This is a genomic window from Pedococcus sp. (assembly GCF_036000045.1).
Taxonomy (GTDB): Bacteria; Actinomycetota; Actinomycetes; order Actinomycetales; family Dermatophilaceae; genus Pedococcus.
On the sequence record NZ_DASYGF010000002.1, the window covers coordinates 12015 to 29245 of the forward strand.

The following is a 17231-nucleotide window of genomic DNA, read 5'->3' on the forward strand; positions in this document are numbered from 1 at the left end:
GCCGCGCTGATGGTCTTCCATCTCGACACCGACCTGCCCCGCGAGCTGGCGCCCCTGGCCTGGCTGGTCGGCCGCTGGGAGGGCGCGGGAGTGGTGGGTTACCCCACGATCGAGTCCGTGCACTTCGGCCAGGAGGTCGAGGTCACCCATGACGGGCGCCCGTTCCTCGAATGGCAGAGCCGCACCTGGCTGCTGGACGACGCCGGCGCCAAGGTCCGGCCGCTGGCCACCGAGGTGGGCTTCTGGCGCCCCGTCGAGGAGGGGCAGGTCGAGCTGCTGCTGGCGCATCCGAGCGGCATCGTCGAGCTCTACTACGGCACTGCCGAGCCCGCCAAGATCGAGCTCCGCACCGACAGTGTGCTGCGCAGTCCGTACGCCAAGGAGTACAACGCCGGCTCCCGGTTGTACGGCCTGGTGAACTCCAACCTCATGTGGGCCATGGACATGGCCGCCGTCGGCCAGTCGCTGCAGAGCCACGTGTCGGCTGAGCTCAAGCGCGTCGCGTAGGCCTGGGGTGAGCAATCCGGGCCGAGTCCTGATGGTCTGCACCGGCAACATCTGCCGCTCACCGTTCCTTGAGCGCGCCCTCCAGTCCGAGCTCGACCGCTCCTGGGGAGCCGGTGCCGTCGAGGTGCGCAGTGCCGGAACGGGTGCCCTGGTGGGGTCGTCGATGGAGCCGGCGGCCAGGAGCCTGCTCGAGAGCAACGGATACTCCGCCGAGGGGTTCGTCGCGCGCCAGCTCCACGCCGAGCTGGTGGCGGAGGCGGATCTCGTCCTGACCGCGACGCGAGCACACCGAGGCAAGGTCGCGGCCTTGCACCCGAAGGCCCTGCAGTACGTCTTCTCGTTTCGCGAGTTCGCCGACCTCGTAGTGCCTTTGGGCGACGGCTTGCCCGACGCAGGCGCTGCGATGGGGACGGGCGAGGCCGCCGACCACCTGCGCACGGTTGTCATGGCCGCCAAGGCCCAGCGCGGGACACGCGCGCCCTTGCGCGATGATGACGCCGACATCGTGGATCCTTATCGACAACCACAGGTCGTCTTCGACCGCATGGCGACGCAGATCATGGAGGCCCTGCCCATCGTGGCCAGGGCATTGGGGAGGGCCTGATGGGCTTGGTCACCGAACGAGCCGGTGTGGTGGGCCTTGCCGCGTTCCTCGCGATCGACGTCGTCCTGGTCGCGCTGGCCATGGGCAGCACCCACAGCGCCGGTAGTGCGGCGACCGGCGCCGGCCCGGTGGGCGCCGCAGTCACCACCACCACCACCGGCGCCCCGGCCACCGCAGCGACGTCGCCCGGCACCGGCTCGACGGTGCGCGTCGACGTCGCGCCGGTGTCGGTGGGCCTGTTCGCCCTCGACCAGAAGACGGCCGTGCGGTTCACGGTCGGCAGCTGCGACAAGGGCGGGTCTGCCGTGGAGGTCACCCAGGACGGGGGTGCCACCTGGACGTCTCGCCCTGCGCCGTTCCAGACCGTCGTGCGGCTGCGTGTCCGGCCCGACAGGTCCCTGTTCGCCGTCGGTGCCGACCAGGGTGGCGGCTGTGTCCCCTCGATCCGTCACGCGTCGAGTCTGTCGGGTTCGTGGGGGAGTACCAGTCGGGCTGCGGGCGTCTGGTTCCGTGACCCGCGGAGCGCCGCGACGGTGGGCCTGCCCGTCGGCGGTACCGGCAAGCCGTGCCCCGGCGGCGCCGTGACGGACCTGTCGATGATCGACGCGGGTGCGGCGGCCCTGTGCGACTCGGGCGAGGTGCTCGTGAGCCAGTCCGGGTCCTCGTGGCAGAGCGCGGGCTCGGTGGCCGGGGGCCTCGCCGTGGCGGTCGACAGCAAGAGTCAGCCGTATGCCGTGGTCACGGGCATCGCGGCCTGTCGCGGTCTGGCCGTGGTGCGGCCGGCGGCGCCGGCGACGGTGATCGGCTGCGTGGCTATGGACCTGAGCAGGGTGACGCCGGGTTCGGTCGCCCTGAGTGTGGCGGCTGACGGCGGCTGGCTGCGCGTGGGGTCGACCGTCTATCGGTCGGACGCCACGCTCGGCACCTGGACGACCGCCTGACGCGCGAGAGGTCGGGGCCTGGTCAGGGCGTGTGCGTCTGGTCCGTGTAGGTGCTCATCTGGTCGTTCTGCAGGGCCTCCCCGAGGGCCTGCATGCCCGGCTCGTCGACGATGTCGATCGACCCGCCGTTCGGAGCCGTCCCGAACCCCGTGAACGGCGCGGTCACGAAGGCGATGTCCGAGCTGCGCAGGTTACGCATCGAGAATGCCTCGGACCGCATGTCCGCCACCGAGAAGCCGTTGTCGACCGCCAGGTTCTTGGTGCCGGCATCGACGAAACGGGCGAGCGTGACCGGGTTCGTCAGGACCGACCTGCTCAGGGACTTGAGCAGGAGCGCCTTGATGAAGGCCTGCTGACGCCTGCCGCGCGAGATGTCACCCTCGCTCAGCGCGTGACGCTCGCGGACAAAGGCGAGGGCCTCGGCGCCGTCCATGTGCTGGTAGCCCTTGTGGTACTTGTAGGCGGTGCTGCTGCCCGGCTCCTCGACGTAGACGTCGACGCCGCCGACGGCGTCCGTCATCTTCTGGAACCCGTCGAAGCCCAGGACCGCGACGTGGTCGATGGGCACGCCGATGAGGTTCTGCAGCGTCTCCACGAGCAGAGGCGCCCCGCCATAGGCGAATGCGGCGTTGATCTTGTCCTTGGCGTGCCCGGGCACGCTCACGTAGAGGTCGCGCGGGAAGTGCACCAGCGTGACGGTCTTGCGGTCTGCGGCGACGTGCATGAGCACGATGACGTCGGACCGGCCCTCGGCCACCGTGGTGCGGGAGTCCGAGCCGATGATGAGGATGTTCTGGGCGTCCTTGGCTGCAGCCTTGCGCGCCGGTGGTGCGGCGGCGCCGCTGACCCCCGGGGTGGGCAGCAGCGACTGGTGCTTCACGTTGGCCGTGAGCGTGTGGTTGAGGAACAGCAGGTATGCCGCCACGACCCCGACCAGGAGCAGGAGCAGCAGGGCGAGCGCCATCGCTACGACACGACGCACCCTCCACCCTTTGCGGCGCGGGCGGGTCGGCGTCTCCTCGAAGGTATCCAGCACCCGGCCAGTGTAGGGATGGCCGACCTTGGAGGCGGCTGAACGACCGTAGAGTGGGGTGATGCACGACGTCGGCGAGCAGCTGCGGGCGCGCGGACGCCGGATGACGTCGCAGCGGCAGCGAGTTCTGGACGCCGTGAGACGGCTGGCTCACGCGACTCCCGAGGAGGTCGTCGCCGCCGTCGCCTCCGACGGTGGGCCGCCCCTGGCGCCGTCGACCGTCTATCGCGCCCTCGACGCTCTCGAGGAGCTGGCGGTGGTGAGCCACACCCACCTGGACCATCGGGCTCCGAGCTTTCACCTGGCCGAGCATGCCGACCACATCCATCTCGTCTGTCGCGACTGCGGGCGGGTCGAGCAATGCCCGTCCGAGCTCGCTGACGGCTTCGCCGGGAATGTTCTGCGCGTCAACGGCTTTGTTGCTGACGTGACTCATATGGCAATTCACGGACGATGCAGCTCATGCGCGACCCGTTAGGGGCTTCGGCGACCGCCGAGCCCACTGCCCCCCTCGAGCGACCGGCACCCTCCCCGCTCCTGGGCCGTCCCGGAGCCGTCGAAGGCGACGGTGCCGACGCGACGGTCGCCGCGCACTACGGCGACCCGATGCGCGAGCAGCGACTCCTGACCGAGGGGCTCGCGGTGGTGGACCTCTCCCACCGTGGTGTTGTCACGGTCACGGGCCCGGACCGGCTGTCCTGGCTGCACTCGCTCACGACCCAGCAGCTGACTGGGCTGGGGCCCCGTGCGTCCACCGAGTCGCTGGTCCTCAGCCCCAAGGGGCACATCGAGCACGACCTCCATGTCGTGGACGACGGAGAGGCGACGTGGGTGACCACCGAACCGGGCGATGCCGCACCGCTGACGGCCTGGCTGAACTCGATGCGGTTCATGCTCCGGGTCGAGGTGACCGACCGCTCCGGCGACTGGGCGGTCATCGGCGAGGCCAATGCGCAGGAGTCACACCCCGGTGAGCCGCTGGCCTGGCGGGATCCCTGGCCGGGCCTCGTGGGTGACACCGCGGCCTACGGGCCCGTGGAGGGGCACCCCGCGCAAGGGCGGGCCTGGCGTGAGGTGCTCGTGCCGCGCGCGCAGCTGGAGGAGGCGGTCGGGGACCGCGACCTGGCAGGCAGCTGGGCCAGCGAGGCCCTGCGCGTGGCCGCGTGGCGCCCGCGGCTCGGGTTCGAGACCGACCACCGCACGATCCCCCACGAGGTCGACTGGCTGCGCACCGCCGTGCACCTGCACAAGGGTTGCTACCGCGGCCAGGAGACCGTCGCCAGGGTCCACAACCTCGGCCGGCCTCCCCGACGCCTGGTGTTCCTCCACCTCGACGGTTCCGGCCACACGCTTCCAGCCGTGGGCGCGGCCGTGACGCTGGGCGAGCGTCCGGTCGGACACCTGACGTCGGTGTCTCGCCACTTCGAGGACGGGCCCATCGCCTTGGCGCTGGTCAAGCGAAACGTCCCCACGGACGAGCAGCTCGACATCGGGGGCGTCAGCGCCGCCCAGGTGGCGGTCGTCGCGCCCTAGGGGCCCCAGCCTGCTCGTCGAGCAGTAGGCACTCGTGCCGCTCAGAGGGCGGCGGACTGACGCTCTCTCGAACGGCCCTTGCGGGACGGCTCGGCGGCCTGCGGAGCGTAACCCTCGCGGTAGTAGTAGCTCTCGGCGTGGGCCCCGTGGGTGGGGTTCCGGTTCACCACGATGCCCATGACGTCGCCCTTGACACTGCGCAGTGCCTCGATCGAGCGGGTGAGCTGCTCCTTGTTGACGACGCCGCACCCCGCGACGACGACCGTGCCGCCGGTGAGCGTGCTCAACACCGTGGCGTCGGTGACGGGCAGCACGGGGGGCGCGTCGATGATGACGTAGTCGAACATCTTCTCCAGCGTGGTGATCAGTGAGGCCATCGTCTCGGAGCCCAGGAGCTCGCTCGGGTTCGGGGGGATCTGGCCGGCCCCCAGCACCTGAAGGCTGGTGTCTCCGAACGGCTGGAGCACGTCGGCGAGCTCGGCCTGCCCGATGAGGACGTTGGTGAGGCCCACCGAGCCCTCCAGGCCCATGTAGCGCAGCAGGCGCGGTCGACGCAGGTCGCCCTCGATGGCGCAGACCCGAGCACCGGCCGCGGCCATGCTGATGGCGAGGTTGGCAGCCGTGGTGGTCTTGCCCTCGCCGGGCAGCGACGAGGTGAAGACGATGGAGCGGGGGTGGTTGGCCACGTCCACGAACTGCAGGTTGGTCCGCAGGGAACGGAACGCCTCCGCCCGCGGGCCGTGGGGATCGGACTGGACGATCAAGGGGTGCTTCTGCCCGTCGGGGTCGTAGGCGATGGTGCCGATGACCGTCTCGTCGGTCGTCTCCTTGACGTCACGCTCGCTCTTGACCGAGGTGTCCAGGGAGTCCCGAAGCAGCGCTGCGCCGAGTCCGACCAGCAGCCCCAGGACGACGCCCAGGGCGATGTTGCGTGTCGGCTTGGGACTCGTCGGCGCCGAGGGCACGGACGGAGGGGTGACGACCGAGACCTTGACCGGGCTCGGGCTGCTGTCGGACACCCGCTCGAGGTCGATCACACTGCGAGAGAACTGCTTGCCGACCGCGCTGGCGATCGCGGTCGCGAGCTGAGGGTTGGGGTCGTCCACCATGACGTCGATGAGCACGGTGTCGAGCGGGACGCTGGCTGTCACTCGCTGACCCAGCGCCTCGGCGGTGGTGTTGAGGTGGAGGTCGCGGATCACAGGGTCGAGCACGGTGGGCGTGGTGATGAGGTCCGAGTACGACTTCACCCGCTGCTGCGTGAAGGTGTTGCCCTGGAGCAGGGCGGTGGTGTCCGAACCGCTTGAGGTCGAGACGAACAGCTGGGTGTGCGCCTCGTAGACCTTGGGGCTGGTGATCGTGTAGAGGGCCGCCAGGGCCACCATCAGCAGCGTGGCCACAGTGATGGTGCGCCAGCGCTTGCGCATCACCCGGAGGTAGTCGTGAAGGTTCACGGTCTCGCTTTCACTCGATGTCCCACCGGCCGCGGTGGGGCGGCCTGGGCCTTGACGCCCAGGCCAGTGTTCCATAGCCCGCGCTGAGTGCCCGTTGAGAGCGACTGCCATGATGACGCCATGGCCATGACTCCGGGCACCTTGATCACGGTCGCGCCCACCGGCGCCGAGCTCGCCAAGTCGGACTTTCCCCACCTTCCGACGACCCTCGACGAGCTGGTCGAGACGGCGACGTCCTGCGAACGTGCGGGGGCGTCCATGATCCATCTGCACATCCGCGACGCCGACCACCGGCCCACGCTGGACGCGAGCTACCTCAAGGCGGCCGTCCAAGCCCTGCGCGAGCAGACGTCGCTGGTGATCCAGCTGTCCACCGGCGGCAGCGTGCACGACCCGCTCGACCAGCGCCTCACGGTGCTCGACGCCGAGCCGGACGCATGCAGCCTGACCTGCGGCACGACGAACTTCGGTGACGACGTCTTCCTCAACCCCTACGGCTTCATGTCCGACCTCTACGTGCAGGCTCAGGAGCGCGAGGTCGTGCCCGAGTTCGAGCTGTTCGACCTGGGCCACGTCGCCTCCCTGGCGCGCCTGATCGACGCCCACGGCCTGCCCTTCGGGGGCAAGGTGCACGTCGACTTCGTGACGGGAGTTCCGGGGGGTATGCCGGGCACTCCCGCTGCGCTCCTCGCCGGAGTCGCGATGCTTCCCACGGAGGTGACGTCGTGGGCGGCCACGGGCATCGGCCGCAGCCACCTGCCCATCGTGGCGACCGCCCTCGCCGCTGGCGGACATCTGCGCGTGGGGATGGAGGACAACGTCGTCTTCGCCCGGGGCGTCCCAGTCGAGCACAACTCCCAGCTGGTCGAGCGGGCGGCCACGCTCGCGGAGCTGATGCAGCGGCCGGCCATGTCGACCGACGCTGCCCGCGCTGTCCTGGGGGTCAAGGACCGCCGCCGCGCCTGACCATGGGTCTTTGATGGGTCTGGGTGTCCTGGCAGCCCAGACCCATCAAAGACCGGGTGACAGGGGGCGCTGTTCACCGTGTGACCAGCAACACGCTGCCCGCAGTTTGCGTTTTGCTAACTGCGGCAAGCATGATGGAGACATGAGCCGCCTCCCGCTGGGTCCCCTCAGCGGTAACAACCTGGGTGACTACCTGCGTGAGCAGCGTCAGTCCGCCCGGCTGTCGCTGCGCCAGCTCTCAGAGCTGGCCGGCATCTCCAACCCCTACCTGTCCCAGATCGAACGCGGCCTGAAGAAGCCGAGTGCCGAGATCCTCCAACAGCTCGCCAAGGGCCTGGAGGTTTCGGCCGAGTCGCTCTACGTCAGGGCCGGAATCCTCGACGAGCGTCACGGGCACGACGACCACCCGCTCGACACCAGGGCGGTCATCGAGGCCGACCCGAGGCTCACGGCGCGCCAGAAGGGCGCGCTCCTGGACATCTACGACTCGTTCGTCGGTCCACCGAAGGGCGCCGCACCAAAGGGTGCGGCCGCCAAACCGGTCAAGACCACCGCAGCGGCCAAGACGACCGCATCGGCCAAGACCACCAAAGCCCCTCGCAAATAAGGAGAGATCCCATGGCACTCGTTGCCGACATCCGCAAGACCGTCACAGACACCACCCCCGTGTTCGCTGCGGTGGGACTGACCGACCTGGCCGTCGAGAAGGTCCGCGACGCCCGGGTCCGAGCGGCAGCCGTGCGTGGTGAGCTCGAGCCCACCAAGCTGCAGAACAAGGCGCAGGCTCGGGTCGCCGAGGTGGCCGAGCAGGGCAAGGAGCTGCCGGCGCTGGCCCTCAACCGCAGCATCGAGCTGGCCGGTCGGGCGCAGGAGTCCTACGAGTCGGTCGCCGCCCGCGGCGAGCGTCTCGTCCACCGGATCCGCACCCAGAAGGCCACCAAGGACCTCATCGCCCAGGCCGAGGCCACCGTGTCGCTGGGCAAGGGCGCTGTCACGACGGCCCGCCGGTCCGCCAGCGAGATCCAGCGCTCCGCCAAGGCCACGCTGACCACCGGCCGTCGCGAGGCCGCTCGCGCGACCGAGACGGTCGCCGGCACGGTCATCGACGACACGCTGACCGCGTCGTCTGAGGTCAAGAAGTCCGCTGCCCGCACCCGCACCGCTGCCAAGCGGACCGCGACGACGACCAAGAAGTCGGCCCGCACCACCAAGTCCGCGTCCAAGCGCGCGACCACGGCGGCCAAGACGACTGCGAAGACCGCCGAGAAGGCCACCACGGCCGCTGCCGACAAGGTCGGCGACTGACCTTCCCCGCACAGGCCCCGACGGCCCCCTCCCCACCAGGAGGGGGCCGTCGGCGTCGCTAGGGTGGGCGGGTGACCACGCGGCATACGACCACCCCGCCCGCCCTCGACCAGGCTCCCGTGCTCGCCCACTACGTGCGCAGCGGCTTCGTCGAGTCCGCGCACCGCGCCTCCGTGGTCGCCACCTCGTCCGACGGCGCCCACCTGCTGGCGCTCGGTGCCGTCGACGACCCGGTGTTCCCCCGGTCCTCGAACAAGCCGCTGCAGACCGTGGCCATGGTCCGGTCAGGCCTGCGTATGCCGGCCGAGCACCTTGCGCTGGCCTCGGCCAGCCACTCGGGTGAGGACTTCCACGTGTCGGGGGTCCGCGCGATGCTCGCCTCGGCGGGGCTGTCTGAGGCCGACCTCCAGAACACCCCGGACTACCCGGTCGACGAGCAGTCGCGCGAGGCGGTCATCCGCGCGGGCGGCCGCAAGCTGCCGATCACCCAGAACTGCTCCGGCAAGCACGCGGCGATGCTCGCGACGTGTGTCGTCAACGGCTGGGACACCGCCACCTACCGTGAGCCGCAGCATCCCCTCCAGCAGGCCATCGCACAGACCCTCTCCGAGCTCACCGGCGACCCGATCGGCGCCGTCGCGGTCGACGGGTGCGGCGCCCCGGTCATGGCGGTCACTCTCGCCGGACTGGCACGCTCCTTCGGGCGGCTGGCCAGCGCCCAGCCCGGCACCGCCGAGGCCGAGGTCGCCGACGCGATCCGCGCCCACCCCGACTACCTCGGCGGCACCGGACGCGATGTCACCGCCCTGATCGCCCAGACGCCCGGCCTGGTCGCCAAGGACGGGGCGGAGTCGGTCTATGCCGTGGGCCTGGCCGACGGTCGTGGCGTCGCGCTCAAGGTCGCGGACGGCTATCCCCGCGCCAAGCCGGTGATCCTGGCCGCCGTGCTGCGCAGGCTGGGCGTGGAGTCGGGCGCGCTGGCCCAGCTCGAGAGCTCCCCGGTGCTGGGCCACGGCGAGCCGGTCGGCGCCATCGTGGCCGTCAACATCTGACGGGCCATGCGCGCTGTTCTCCAGCGGGTGACTCGAGCTGCGGTCCTCGTCGACGGCGAGGTCGTCGGCGAGCTCGACCGACCCGGTCTGGTGGCCCTCGTCGGCGTGACCCACGCCGATGGCCAGGAGCAGGTCGACGCCATGGTCCGCAAGGTCAGCGAGCTGCGCATCCTGCACGACGAGCGCTCGGTCCTCGACGAGGGTGCTCCGGTCCTGGTCGTCAGCCAGTTCACGCTCTATGCCGACGTGCGCAAGGGCCGGCGGCCGTCGTGGAACAACGCCGCACCGGCCGCGCTGGCCGAGCCACTGGTCGACGCGCTCGTGGCGGGGCTGCGCGAGCGGGGTGTCGAGGTGAGAACGGGTCGCTTCGGCGCGTTGATGCAGGTGGACCTCGTCAACGACGGGCCGGTGACTCTGGTCGTGGACGTCTGAGCCTTACGCTGTGCACATGGTCTCCGCACTCGGCTCCGCACAGGGCATCGTGATCCTGCTGCTTTCGCTGGCCGCGTTCGCGGCCGAGGTGTTCGCGCTGGTCGACGCGATGCGCACCCGTCCAGACGCGTTCGTCGCCGCGGGCAAGCGCACCAAGAAGTTCTGGGGGATCGTCAACGGTCTGGCCACCGTGCTCGGCTTCGTGTCGATCGGCCAACCATGGTTCTTCTCGATCGGCATCTTCGCCATCGTCGGAGCGGGGATCTATCTGGCCGACGTGCGGCCCGCCCTTCGTCAGGTCCGGGGCACCGGCGGGGGCCAGCACATGGGACCCTATGGCCCATGGTGAACCAGACGGGGAAGACGACCGACGTGACCGAGATCGCTGACCCGCGCGAGGGCATCTTCACGGTGGAGCGCCCGTGGGGAAACTTCCAGCAGTTCGCCTCCAACGAGCAGGTGACGGTCAAGATCATCACCGTGAACCCCGGGCACCGGCTCTCGTTGCAGACCCATGACCACCGGGGTGAGTTCTGGCAGGTTCTGGACTCGCCCATCGAGGTCACCGTCGACGGCCGCACGTGGAGCGCGCAGCCCGGTGAGGCCGTCTGGGTGCCCTGTCACGCGCAGCACCGGATGGCGAACAAGGGCGAGCAGCCGGGGCGGCTGCTCGAGATTGCTTTCGGCGACTTCGACGAGGCCGACATCGTGCGCCTCGACGACGACTACGCCCGCTGACCGTCAGGGCCGTCGCCGGCCTCGAGGTCTCTCGGCGCCACGGCGCTCCAGGCAACGGTGATCTCCCCGAGCCGCCATCGCGCAGGTCCGTCGAGCAGCGGCCACCCGTCGCTGCGCAGTGTCGCGGCGGTCGCCAGGAACCGCTGCCGCACTCCGAAGCTCGCGTGCGCGGCAGCATGCGCCCAAGCGCGGTCCACGGCACTGACCCATCGGTGCACGGGCTCGCCCGGGACGTTGCGATGGATCAGCGCCTTGGGCAGCCGCTCGGCGATCTCCGAGGGTGTGGTCAGGCCACGCAGCCGCCAGGACAGCGTCAGCGAGCGCGGCCCGGAGCGGTCCACCGCGATCCAGGAGCTCAGCCGGCCGAGCTCGTCACAGGTGCCATCCACGAGCAGCCCCTGTGGCGCCAGCCGGTCCTGCACGGTGGCCCAGGCGGCGGCCACCTCGGGCTCGGCATACTGACGAAGGACGTTGAAGGCGCGCACCACCGTCGCCTGCCGGGCGCCCGGCAGCGGCACCTCGAAGCCGCCCAAGGCGAAGGTGAGCCCCTCCCTCTCCAGTGGCCTCGCGCGGGCGACCCGATCGGGCTCGATCTCGATGCCGACCACCTCGACGTCAGGACGCACCCGGCGCAGCCGCTCGTGCAGCTCGACGGCGGTGACCGGCGACGCGCCGAAGCCCAGGTCGACGACAACGGGGGGCTGCTCGCTCTGGGTGAGGCGCCAGGCCTGGGGTCCGGCGAGCCAACGGTCGACGCGCCGGAGGCGGTTGGGGTTGGTGGTCCCACGGGTGATGGTGCCCACCGGCCGCTGTCCCGCCACGGTGGCAGCCTACGCGGGCCGTGAGACGTAGGGTTGGGGCGTGATCTGGCGAAAGGGCGACCTCGGTCGCACCCTGCGCGGTCGCGACGTCAGTCGCAGCATGGTCGCCCTGGTCACCTCCCTCAGCGCGCTGGCACTGCTCGGTGTCGCGACGCGGGCGCCGGCGTGGTTCGGCCACGACGAGGGCTTATCCGGGGTGGCGCCGGGGCTGCTCTCGGTCACCGCCGAGGCGCGTGGCGTGGCCACCCTCGGCGGTGGGGTGACGGTGTCGCTCTATGGCGACGGGATGCGGATCTACCGGGACAGCGACCTGCTCCTGCAGACCGTCATCGGTGGCTCGATCCTGTCGGCGGTCCAGGGCCAGGTGAGCGTGAGCGGCACCGACACCCGCGAGCACGTCCAGCGACAGATGGACAACCTCACCGTCGACGAGCTCGTCTTCCTGCCGGGTCGCGCGACCTACTTCGGCTACCTCTACGACGCCCAGCTGCGCCTGCCGGTCACGATCGAGATCGAGCTGGCTGGCTCGGTGATCCGGATCGGCGCATCGGTCAACGGTGCCGACGCCGTGGTCTGGCACCTGGACCGCGAGACCCGCTCGATCGGCATACCGCCCGCATTGAACCCGGTCATCCTGCGTGGCCACGCCGCGTGGGTGGCACCGGACACCCCCGATGGCCGCGCTGCGTTCAGTACGGTCCTCGGAACCGATGTCGGAGCAGGGCCTCAGCAGGTCGCCCGAGGGGTGGACCTGCGGTCGGCGGGTCGCACGGACGTGCACGTCTGGAGCGGCTCCGGCTATCTGACCGTCTCGTCGCAGGCCCGTCACCTGCCCAGCCCCACCAACACCACCACCTCCTAGCCCGCCCTCGCGGCGTGGCAGACTCGCGGTATGGCCTGCGACCGCATCGAACGCGTCGCCATGCTCAGCGTCCACACCTCGCCCCTCGAGCAGCCGGGCACCGGTGATGCGGGTGGCATGAACGTCTACGTCGTCGAGGTCGCCCACCAGCTGGCCCGACGCGGCGTCGCGGTCGAGATCTTCACGCGGACCACCACCACCGAGCTCCCACCCACTGTCGAGCTGGAGCCTGGGGTCCTGGTCCGTCACGTCACGGCCGGGCCCTACGAAGGCCTCGGCAAGCAGGACCTCCCCGGCCAGCTGTGCGCGTTCGCCGCGGGCGTCATGCGCACGGGGGCCCACGAGGCTGAGGGGCATTACAGCCTCGTCCACTCGCACTACTGGCTCTCCGGTCAGGTCGGGTGGCTGGCAGCCGACCGCTGGCAGGTGCCGCTGGTGCACACCATGCACACCATGGCCCGGGTGAAGAACCTCCACCTCGCTGAGGGCGACACGCCCGAGCCGGCCGGCCGCGAGATCGGTGAGGTCCAGGTGGTGGAGGCTGCCGACCGGCTCATCGCGAACACCCTCGGCGAGCGCCACGAGCTGATCGACCTCTATGCCGCCGACCCCGAAAAGGTGGTGGTGGTTCCTCCCGGGGTGGACCTGTCGCTGTTCTCGCCTGGTGACCGGCGAGAGGCTCGGTCCGCGGTAGGGCTTCCACTGGAGGCCAAGGTGCTGCTGTTCGTCGGGCGCCTCCAGCCCCTTAAAGCGCCCGACGTGCTCCTCAGGGCCGGCGCGGAGCTCCTCGCCCGCCATCCGGACTGGCAGGGGAGCCTCGTCATCGCCGTCGTCGGCGGCCCCTCCGGATCCGGCCTCGAGCACCCGCAGGCCTTGCAGGATCTCGCCGATGGCCTCGGTATCGCCCCTCAGGTGCGGTTCGTCCCGCCGGTGGCCCGAACCGAGCTGGCCCAGTGGTATCGCGCCGCCGACCTCGTGGTCGTGCCGTCGTACTCCGAGTCCTTCGGTCTGGTTGCCGTCGAGGCCCAGGCGTGCGGCACCCCGGTTGTCGCCGCGCGCGTGGGCGGCCTCCCGACCGCGGTGGGCGAGGCCGGGGTCCTGGTCGACGGTCACGACCCGCGCGGGTGGGCCGACACCGTCGACGACCTGCTCCATGACCCCCAGCGCCTCGACAAGCTCTCGTCGATGGCGGTCGAGCATGCCGCCCTGTTCGGGTGGGACAACACCGCAGACCGCCTCTACGAGGTGTACGTCGAGGCCTGCCGCGTCCGGGCCCGCGCCACCGACACCCCTTCGCCGAACGGCTCGCTCGTCGGCATCCCTGCCGCGGTGACGCCGTGAGCGACCTGCAGGAGATCGTCGAGGACTACCTCCGGGGCGCCGACATCGAGTGGGAGCGCGGTGCGCGGGACGGCGAGCTCGTCCTGACGCTGCCCGGGGAGAAGAAGCTCAAGACGGTGGTGTCGCTCGTGGCGTCCCCCGAATGGCTGTCGGTGTCCGCCTTCGTGATCCGCAACCCGGACGAGAACCACGAGACCTTCTACCGCTACCTGCTTCGCAAGAACCTCCGGCTGCCCGGTCTCGCGTATGCCGTGGACGGCTCCGGTGACGTCTACGTCGCGGGGCGGCTGCCCGCTGCAGCCGTCGACGCGGCATACCTCGACCAGCTCCTCGGGGTGCTGCTGGAGGCGGCGGACGCCCACTTCAACGAGCTGCTCGCCATCGGCTTCCTCTCCTCGATGCGCAAGGAGTGGGACTGGCGGGTGTCGCGCGGTGAGTCGCTGCGCAACCTCGAGGCCTTCCGTTCGCTGCTGGTACGAGACGGTGACCCGGAGCCTGAGACGGCTCAGTAGGCTGGCGCGCATGGCCTACACCCTGATCCTGCTCCGTCACGGGCACTCCGACTGGAACGCCAAGAACCTCTTCACCGGGTGGGTCGACGTCGACCTCAACGACCAGGGTCGTGAGGAGGCCGTCAACGGTGGGCGGCTGCTCAAGGACCAGGGCGTCCTGCCCACGGTGGTGCACACCTCCGTCCTCCGTCGAGCGATCACCACCGCCAACCTCGCGCTCGACGCCGCGGACCGGCACTGGATCCCGGTGCGGCGCGACTGGAGGCTCAACGAGCGCCACTATGGCGCTCTCCAGGGGCTCGACAAGGCGGCCACCCGCGAGAAGTACGGCGACGAGCAGTTCATGCTGTGGCGCCGGTCGTTCGACACCCCGCCGCCGCCCATCGAGCCGGGCAGCGAGTTCGACCAGAGCGGCGACCCCCGCTACGCCGGCATCGAGGTGCCGCGGACCGAGTGCCTCAAGGACGTCATCGCCCGGATGATGCCCTACTGGGAGGGCGCCATCCAGGACGACCTGCGCGCCGGTGAGACCGTGCTCGTCACAGCCCACGGCAACAGCCTGCGCGCCCTGGTCAAGCACCTCGACCAGATCAGCGACGAGGACATCGCCGGGCTGAACATCCCCACCGGCCAGCCGCTGGTCTACACCCTCGGCGACGACTTCATGCCGTCCGAGCCGGCGCGGTACCTCGACCCCGAGGCCGCTGCCGAGGCCGCCGCAGCGGTAGCCAACCAGGGTCGCTGAGCGGCGGCCAACCAGGGTCGCTGAGCGGTCAGCTCAGGTCGGCCAGACCGTCTTCCTGCTCCTCGTGGTCCTCGGCGACATCCCACTCGCCGGTGACCAGATAGACCACGCGGTGCGCGACCGAGACGGCGTGGTCGGCGAAGCGCTCGTAGTAGCGGCCGACCAGCGTCATGTCGACGGCCGCCTCGGTGCCGTGCTTCCAGGTCCCGTCGATGAGGTGGGCGAACAGCGTGCGGTGCAGCTCGTCCATCGCGTCGTCGTCGCGCTCGAGCGTCTTGGCGTCGTCCACGTCCTTGGCGGCGATGACGGAGCCGCACTTGGCGACGATCCGCTCGGCGACCTGGCCCATCTGCAGGATGGTGGCCCGGATGTCGGCCGGCACGGCGGAGTCGGGGTACCGCAGGCGCGCGACCTTGGCGACGTGGCGGGCGAGGTCGCCCATGCGCTCGAGATCGGCGCTCATTCGCATGGACGTGACGACCATGCGCAGGTCGGTGGCCACGGGCTGCTGGCGAGCGAGCAGGTCGACGGACAAGGCGTCGAGCCGCTCACGCAGACGGTCGAGCTCCTTGTCGGCCTCGATGACCGACTCGGCGATCTGGATGTCCGCGTCGAGCAGCGCCGTCGTCGCCCGGGACATGGCCGACCCGGCGAGGCGCGTCATCTCGACCAGCCCGTCGGAGATCGTGTCGAGGTCCTCATGAAAGGCGTCGCGCATTGCTTCCTTCGGGGGGTGTGGGCGCGTGGTGGGCGCCGTTGCTCGTGCGAGCCGAGGCTCCCACGAGGCGATGAACGGTGGGGTGGACTGAGGTGAACATCTGGAGACGTCCCCGCAGGAGAGTGCCCGAGGTGGCCCAGGGGCGTCTACTCCGTTGCGTACATTTGACCATGTGGATGCCACCAGCGCAGCGGTCCTGGCCGGGTTCGCCGGCCTGCTGACCGGTGCACTGGCTGTCATCGCGGTCCGCTACTCCGAGCGTCAGCAGCGGCACATCCCCGAGTCGCCCGCCGCCTCGCCCCTGCCTGCCGGGGTCGCCGATGTCCTCGCCGTGCTGCGCTCCGGAGCGATCGTCGTCGACTCGGCCGACGCGGTGATCAACAACTCGCCCTCGGCGGTGGCCTACGGGCTGGTGCGCGGCCACGACCTCGTGCACGCCGAGCTGCGCCACCTCGCCAGGCAGGTCCGCCGCGACGGTGTGATCCGGGAGGCCCAGCTCGAGCTGGCCCGTGGTCCGCTCGGGCAGGGGCGGGCGATCATGCAGGCGCGGGTCGCCCCGCTGGGCAGCAGCCACGTCCTGCTCCTGGTGGAGGACCACACCCAGGCCCGGCGGGTCGAGGAGGTGCGGCGCGACTTCGTCGCCAACGTGAGCCATGAGCTCAAGACACCGGTCGGAGGTCTGGGCCTGCTCGCCGAGGCGATCCTCGACGCCAAGGACGACCCTGAGGCGGTCGCCCGGTTCGCCAGCCGGATGCAGGTCGAGAGCCACCGGCTCGCCCAGCTGGTCAAGGAGATCGTCGACCTGTCGCGCCTGCAGGTGGCCGACACCCTGCACGAGCCTCGGCTCGTCGACGTGACTGCCGCCGTCCGCGAGGCCATCGACTACTCCCGGGTGGGGGCCGACGCCAAGCAGATCGAGATCGCCGAGGCGTGCGCGCCCGACCTCAAGGTGTTCGGTGACGAGGACCTGCTCGTCACTGCCGTGCGCAACCTGGTGGGCAACGCCATCGCCTACTCGGAGCCTGGTGGTCGCGTCGCCGTCGGGGGCCGGCTGGCCGGCCAGATGGTCGAGGTGACCGTGGCCGACCAGGGTCACGGGATCGCGGAGTCGGAGCAGCAGCGCATCTTCGAGCGCTTCTACCGGGTTGACGCCGCGCGCTCGCGGGCCACCGGCGGCACCGGGCTCGGACTGGCGATCGTCAAGCACATCTGCGCCAACCACGGCGGCGACGTGACGGTGTGGAGCGAGGAGGGCCGGGGGTCGACCTTCACCATCCGTCTGCCCGCGGCGGCCGACCGCAGCACTGCCCCGACGCACGAGCCCAGCAGCGGGACATCGGAGCCGGCCACGGCCCCGAGCGCCGCGGCATACGTCCCGTCCGCACCCCAAGGAGATCACCGAGCATGACGCGCATCCTGGTTGTCGAGGACGAGGTGTCGTTCTCCGACCCACTCTCCTATCTGCTGCGCAAAGAGGGCTACGAGGTGGCTGTGGCAGAGACCGGCCCTGAGGCGCTCGCCGACTTCGACCGCGCGGGCGCCGATCTCGTGCTGCTCGACCTGATGCTGCCCGGCCTCTCCGGCACGGAGGTATGCCGAGCCTTGCGGCAACGCTCCAACGTGCCGGTGATCATGCTCACCGCCAAGGACAGCGAGATCGACAAGGT

22 protein-coding genes are annotated in these 17231 nt (G+C 70.5%); 18 read left to right on the top strand and 4 right to left on the bottom strand.

What is annotated here, in order from left to right; translation table 11 throughout:
- The first annotated feature begins 9 nt into the window (after window positions 1-9).
- Genes VGN50_RS00110 through VGN50_RS00120 form a run of 3 tightly spaced genes read left to right on the top strand, consistent with a single transcriptional unit; the run spans window position 10 to window position 2052 of the window.
- Window positions 10-507, top strand: coding sequence for an FABP family protein (locus VGN50_RS00110; RefSeq protein ID WP_327442589.1), 498 nt, complete (start codon window positions 10-12; stop codon window positions 505-507).
- A 7-nt stretch (window positions 508-514) separates the two neighbouring features.
- On the top strand, window positions 515-1111 hold the full coding sequence (locus VGN50_RS00115; RefSeq protein ID WP_327442590.1) for a low molecular weight phosphatase family protein: 597 nt from the start codon (window positions 515-517) through the stop codon (window positions 1109-1111).
- On the top strand, window positions 1111-2052 hold the full coding sequence (locus VGN50_RS00120; RefSeq protein WP_327442591.1) for a hypothetical protein: 942 nt from the start codon (window positions 1111-1113) through the stop codon (window positions 2050-2052). The genes VGN50_RS00115 and VGN50_RS00120 overlap by 1 nt, the downstream gene beginning before the upstream one ends.
- 22 nt (window positions 2053-2074) lie before the next feature.
- Here the strand turns inward: VGN50_RS00120 and VGN50_RS00125 are convergent, their stop codons facing one another.
- Complete coding sequence (locus tag VGN50_RS00125) at window positions 2075-3034, bottom strand: LCP family protein (protein ID WP_327442592.1); 960 nt, start codon at window positions 3032-3034, stop codon at window positions 2075-2077.
- A gap of 112 nt (window positions 3035-3146) precedes the next feature.
- On the opposite strand from VGN50_RS00125, the gene VGN50_RS00130 reads away from it, so the two are divergent.
- The gene (locus tag VGN50_RS00130; RefSeq protein WP_327442593.1) at window positions 3147-3563 is read left to right on the top strand and encodes a Fur family transcriptional regulator; all 417 of its coding nucleotides are present in this window, start codon (window positions 3147-3149) and stop codon (window positions 3561-3563) included.
- Window positions 3548-4618: a folate-binding protein gene (locus VGN50_RS00135; protein WP_327442594.1), complete on the top strand. Its 1071-nt coding sequence runs from the start codon at window positions 3548-3550 to the stop codon at window positions 4616-4618. The genes VGN50_RS00130 and VGN50_RS00135 overlap by 16 nt, the downstream gene beginning before the upstream one ends.
- A gap of 41 nt (window positions 4619-4659) precedes the next feature.
- Here the strand turns inward: VGN50_RS00135 and VGN50_RS00140 are convergent, their stop codons facing one another.
- Complete coding sequence (locus tag VGN50_RS00140; RefSeq protein ID WP_327442595.1) at window positions 4660-6072, bottom strand: polysaccharide biosynthesis tyrosine autokinase; 1413 nt, start codon at window positions 6070-6072, stop codon at window positions 4660-4662.
- 120 nt (window positions 6073-6192) lie between these two features.
- On the opposite strand from VGN50_RS00140, the gene VGN50_RS00145 reads away from it, so the two are divergent.
- From VGN50_RS00145 to VGN50_RS00175, 7 genes are all read left to right on the top strand, one after another.
- Window positions 6193-7038 carry a 3-keto-5-aminohexanoate cleavage protein gene (locus VGN50_RS00145; RefSeq protein WP_327442596.1) on the top strand — a complete coding sequence of 282 codons (846 nt, stop codon included), beginning with the start codon at window positions 6193-6195 and terminating at the stop codon, window positions 7036-7038.
- Window positions 7039-7180: 142 nt separating this feature from the next.
- A complete protein-coding gene (locus VGN50_RS00150; protein WP_327442597.1) occupies window positions 7181-7645 on the top strand; it encodes a helix-turn-helix transcriptional regulator in 465 nt (154 codons plus the stop codon).
- Between the two features lie 11 nt (window positions 7646-7656).
- Window positions 7657-8343 carry a hypothetical protein gene (locus VGN50_RS00155; RefSeq protein ID WP_327442598.1) on the top strand — a complete coding sequence of 229 codons (687 nt, stop codon included), beginning with the start codon at window positions 7657-7659 and terminating at the stop codon, window positions 8341-8343.
- Between the two features lie 71 nt (window positions 8344-8414).
- Window positions 8415-9395, top strand: coding sequence for an asparaginase (locus VGN50_RS00160; RefSeq protein ID WP_327442599.1), 981 nt, complete (start codon window positions 8415-8417; stop codon window positions 9393-9395).
- 6 nt (window positions 9396-9401) lie between these two features.
- Complete coding sequence (gene dtd, locus VGN50_RS00165) at window positions 9402-9827, top strand: D-aminoacyl-tRNA deacylase (protein ID WP_327442600.1); 426 nt, start codon at window positions 9402-9404, stop codon at window positions 9825-9827.
- 16 nt (window positions 9828-9843) lie between these two features.
- Window positions 9844-10176 carry a DUF2516 family protein gene (locus tag VGN50_RS00170; RefSeq protein WP_327442601.1) on the top strand — a complete coding sequence of 111 codons (333 nt, stop codon included), beginning with the start codon at window positions 9844-9846 and terminating at the stop codon, window positions 10174-10176.
- Window positions 10170-10565 carry a phosphomannose isomerase type II C-terminal cupin domain gene (locus VGN50_RS00175; RefSeq protein ID WP_327442602.1) on the top strand — a complete coding sequence of 132 codons (396 nt, stop codon included), beginning with the start codon at window positions 10170-10172 and terminating at the stop codon, window positions 10563-10565. Before VGN50_RS00170 ends, VGN50_RS00175 begins: the two co-directional genes overlap by 7 nt.
- Here the strand turns inward: VGN50_RS00175 and VGN50_RS00180 are convergent.
- Entirely contained in the window at window positions 10553-11386 is an 834-nt protein-coding gene (locus tag VGN50_RS00180; RefSeq protein ID WP_327442603.1) for a class I SAM-dependent methyltransferase, read from the bottom strand. The two genes, VGN50_RS00175 and VGN50_RS00180, sit on opposite strands and share 13 nt — an antisense overlap.
- A gap of 40 nt (window positions 11387-11426) precedes the next feature.
- Between VGN50_RS00180 and VGN50_RS00185 the strand changes: the two genes are divergently transcribed.
- Genes VGN50_RS00185 through VGN50_RS00200 form a run of 4 tightly spaced genes read left to right on the top strand, consistent with a single transcriptional unit; the run spans window position 11427 to window position 14846 of the window.
- Complete coding sequence (locus VGN50_RS00185; protein ID WP_327442604.1) at window positions 11427-12248, top strand: hypothetical protein; 822 nt, start codon at window positions 11427-11429, stop codon at window positions 12246-12248.
- Window positions 12249-12278: 30 nt separating this feature from the next.
- Window positions 12279-13589, top strand: coding sequence for a D-inositol-3-phosphate glycosyltransferase (gene mshA, locus VGN50_RS00190; RefSeq protein WP_327442605.1), 1311 nt, complete (start codon window positions 12279-12281; stop codon window positions 13587-13589).
- Window positions 13586-14101 (top strand): YbjN domain-containing protein, encoded by a 516-nt coding sequence (locus tag VGN50_RS00195; RefSeq protein ID WP_327442606.1) that lies wholly within the window; start codon window positions 13586-13588, stop codon window positions 14099-14101. Before mshA ends, VGN50_RS00195 begins: the two co-directional genes overlap by 4 nt.
- A gap of 10 nt (window positions 14102-14111) precedes the next feature.
- Window positions 14112-14846 (top strand): phosphoglyceromutase, encoded by a 735-nt coding sequence (locus VGN50_RS00200; protein WP_327442607.1) that lies wholly within the window; start codon window positions 14112-14114, stop codon window positions 14844-14846.
- 28 nt (window positions 14847-14874) lie between these two features.
- Here VGN50_RS00200 and phoU read toward each other — a convergent pair whose 3' ends face one another.
- On the bottom strand, window positions 14875-15564 hold the full coding sequence (phoU, locus tag VGN50_RS00205) for a phosphate signaling complex protein PhoU (protein ID WP_327442608.1): 690 nt from the start codon (window positions 15562-15564) through the stop codon (window positions 14875-14877).
- Window positions 15565-15736: 172 nt separating this feature from the next.
- Here phoU and VGN50_RS00210 point away from each other — a divergent pair, with 172 nt between their 5' ends.
- Window positions 15737-16972, top strand: coding sequence for a sensor histidine kinase (locus tag VGN50_RS00210; RefSeq protein ID WP_327442609.1), 1236 nt, complete (start codon window positions 15737-15739; stop codon window positions 16970-16972).
- Window positions 16969-17231: response regulator (locus tag VGN50_RS00215; protein ID WP_327442610.1), on the top strand; the 263-nt coding region annotated here is incomplete at its 3' end. The genes VGN50_RS00210 and VGN50_RS00215, both read left to right, overlap by 4 nt.

Excerpts from the sequence above, each read along its gene's own strand:
- VGN50_RS00110 (WP_327442589.1), top strand. The coding sequence starts at position 10 with ATGGTCTTCCATCTCGACACCGACCTGCCCCGCGAGCTGGCGCCCCTG.
- VGN50_RS00120 (WP_327442591.1), top strand. The coding sequence starts at position 1,111 with ATGGGCTTGGTCACCGAACGAGCCGGTGTGGTGGGCCTTGCCGCGTTC.
- VGN50_RS00130 (WP_327442593.1), top strand. The coding sequence starts at position 3,147 with ATGCACGACGTCGGCGAGCAGCTGCGGGCGCGCGGACGCCGGATGACG.
- VGN50_RS00135 (WP_327442594.1), top strand. The coding sequence starts at position 3,548 with ATGCGCGACCCGTTAGGGGCTTCGGCGACCGCCGAGCCCACTGCCCCC.
- VGN50_RS00145 (WP_327442596.1), top strand. The coding sequence starts at position 6,193 with ATGGCCATGACTCCGGGCACCTTGATCACGGTCGCGCCCACCGGCGCC.
- VGN50_RS00150 (WP_327442597.1), top strand. The coding sequence starts at position 7,181 with ATGAGCCGCCTCCCGCTGGGTCCCCTCAGCGGTAACAACCTGGGTGAC.
- VGN50_RS00155 (WP_327442598.1), top strand. The coding sequence starts at position 7,657 with ATGGCACTCGTTGCCGACATCCGCAAGACCGTCACAGACACCACCCCC.
- dtd (WP_327442600.1), top strand. The coding sequence starts at position 9,402 with ATGCGCGCTGTTCTCCAGCGGGTGACTCGAGCTGCGGTCCTCGTCGAC.
- VGN50_RS00170 (WP_327442601.1), top strand. The coding sequence starts at position 9,844 with ATGGTCTCCGCACTCGGCTCCGCACAGGGCATCGTGATCCTGCTGCTT.
- VGN50_RS00175 (WP_327442602.1), top strand. The coding sequence starts at position 10,170 with ATGGTGAACCAGACGGGGAAGACGACCGACGTGACCGAGATCGCTGAC.
- mshA (WP_327442605.1), top strand. The coding sequence starts at position 12,279 with ATGGCCTGCGACCGCATCGAACGCGTCGCCATGCTCAGCGTCCACACC.
- VGN50_RS00200 (WP_327442607.1), top strand. The coding sequence starts at position 14,112 with ATGGCCTACACCCTGATCCTGCTCCGTCACGGGCACTCCGACTGGAAC.
- phoU (WP_327442608.1), bottom strand. The coding sequence starts at position 15,564 with ATGCGCGACGCCTTTCATGAGGACCTCGACACGATCTCCGACGGGCTG.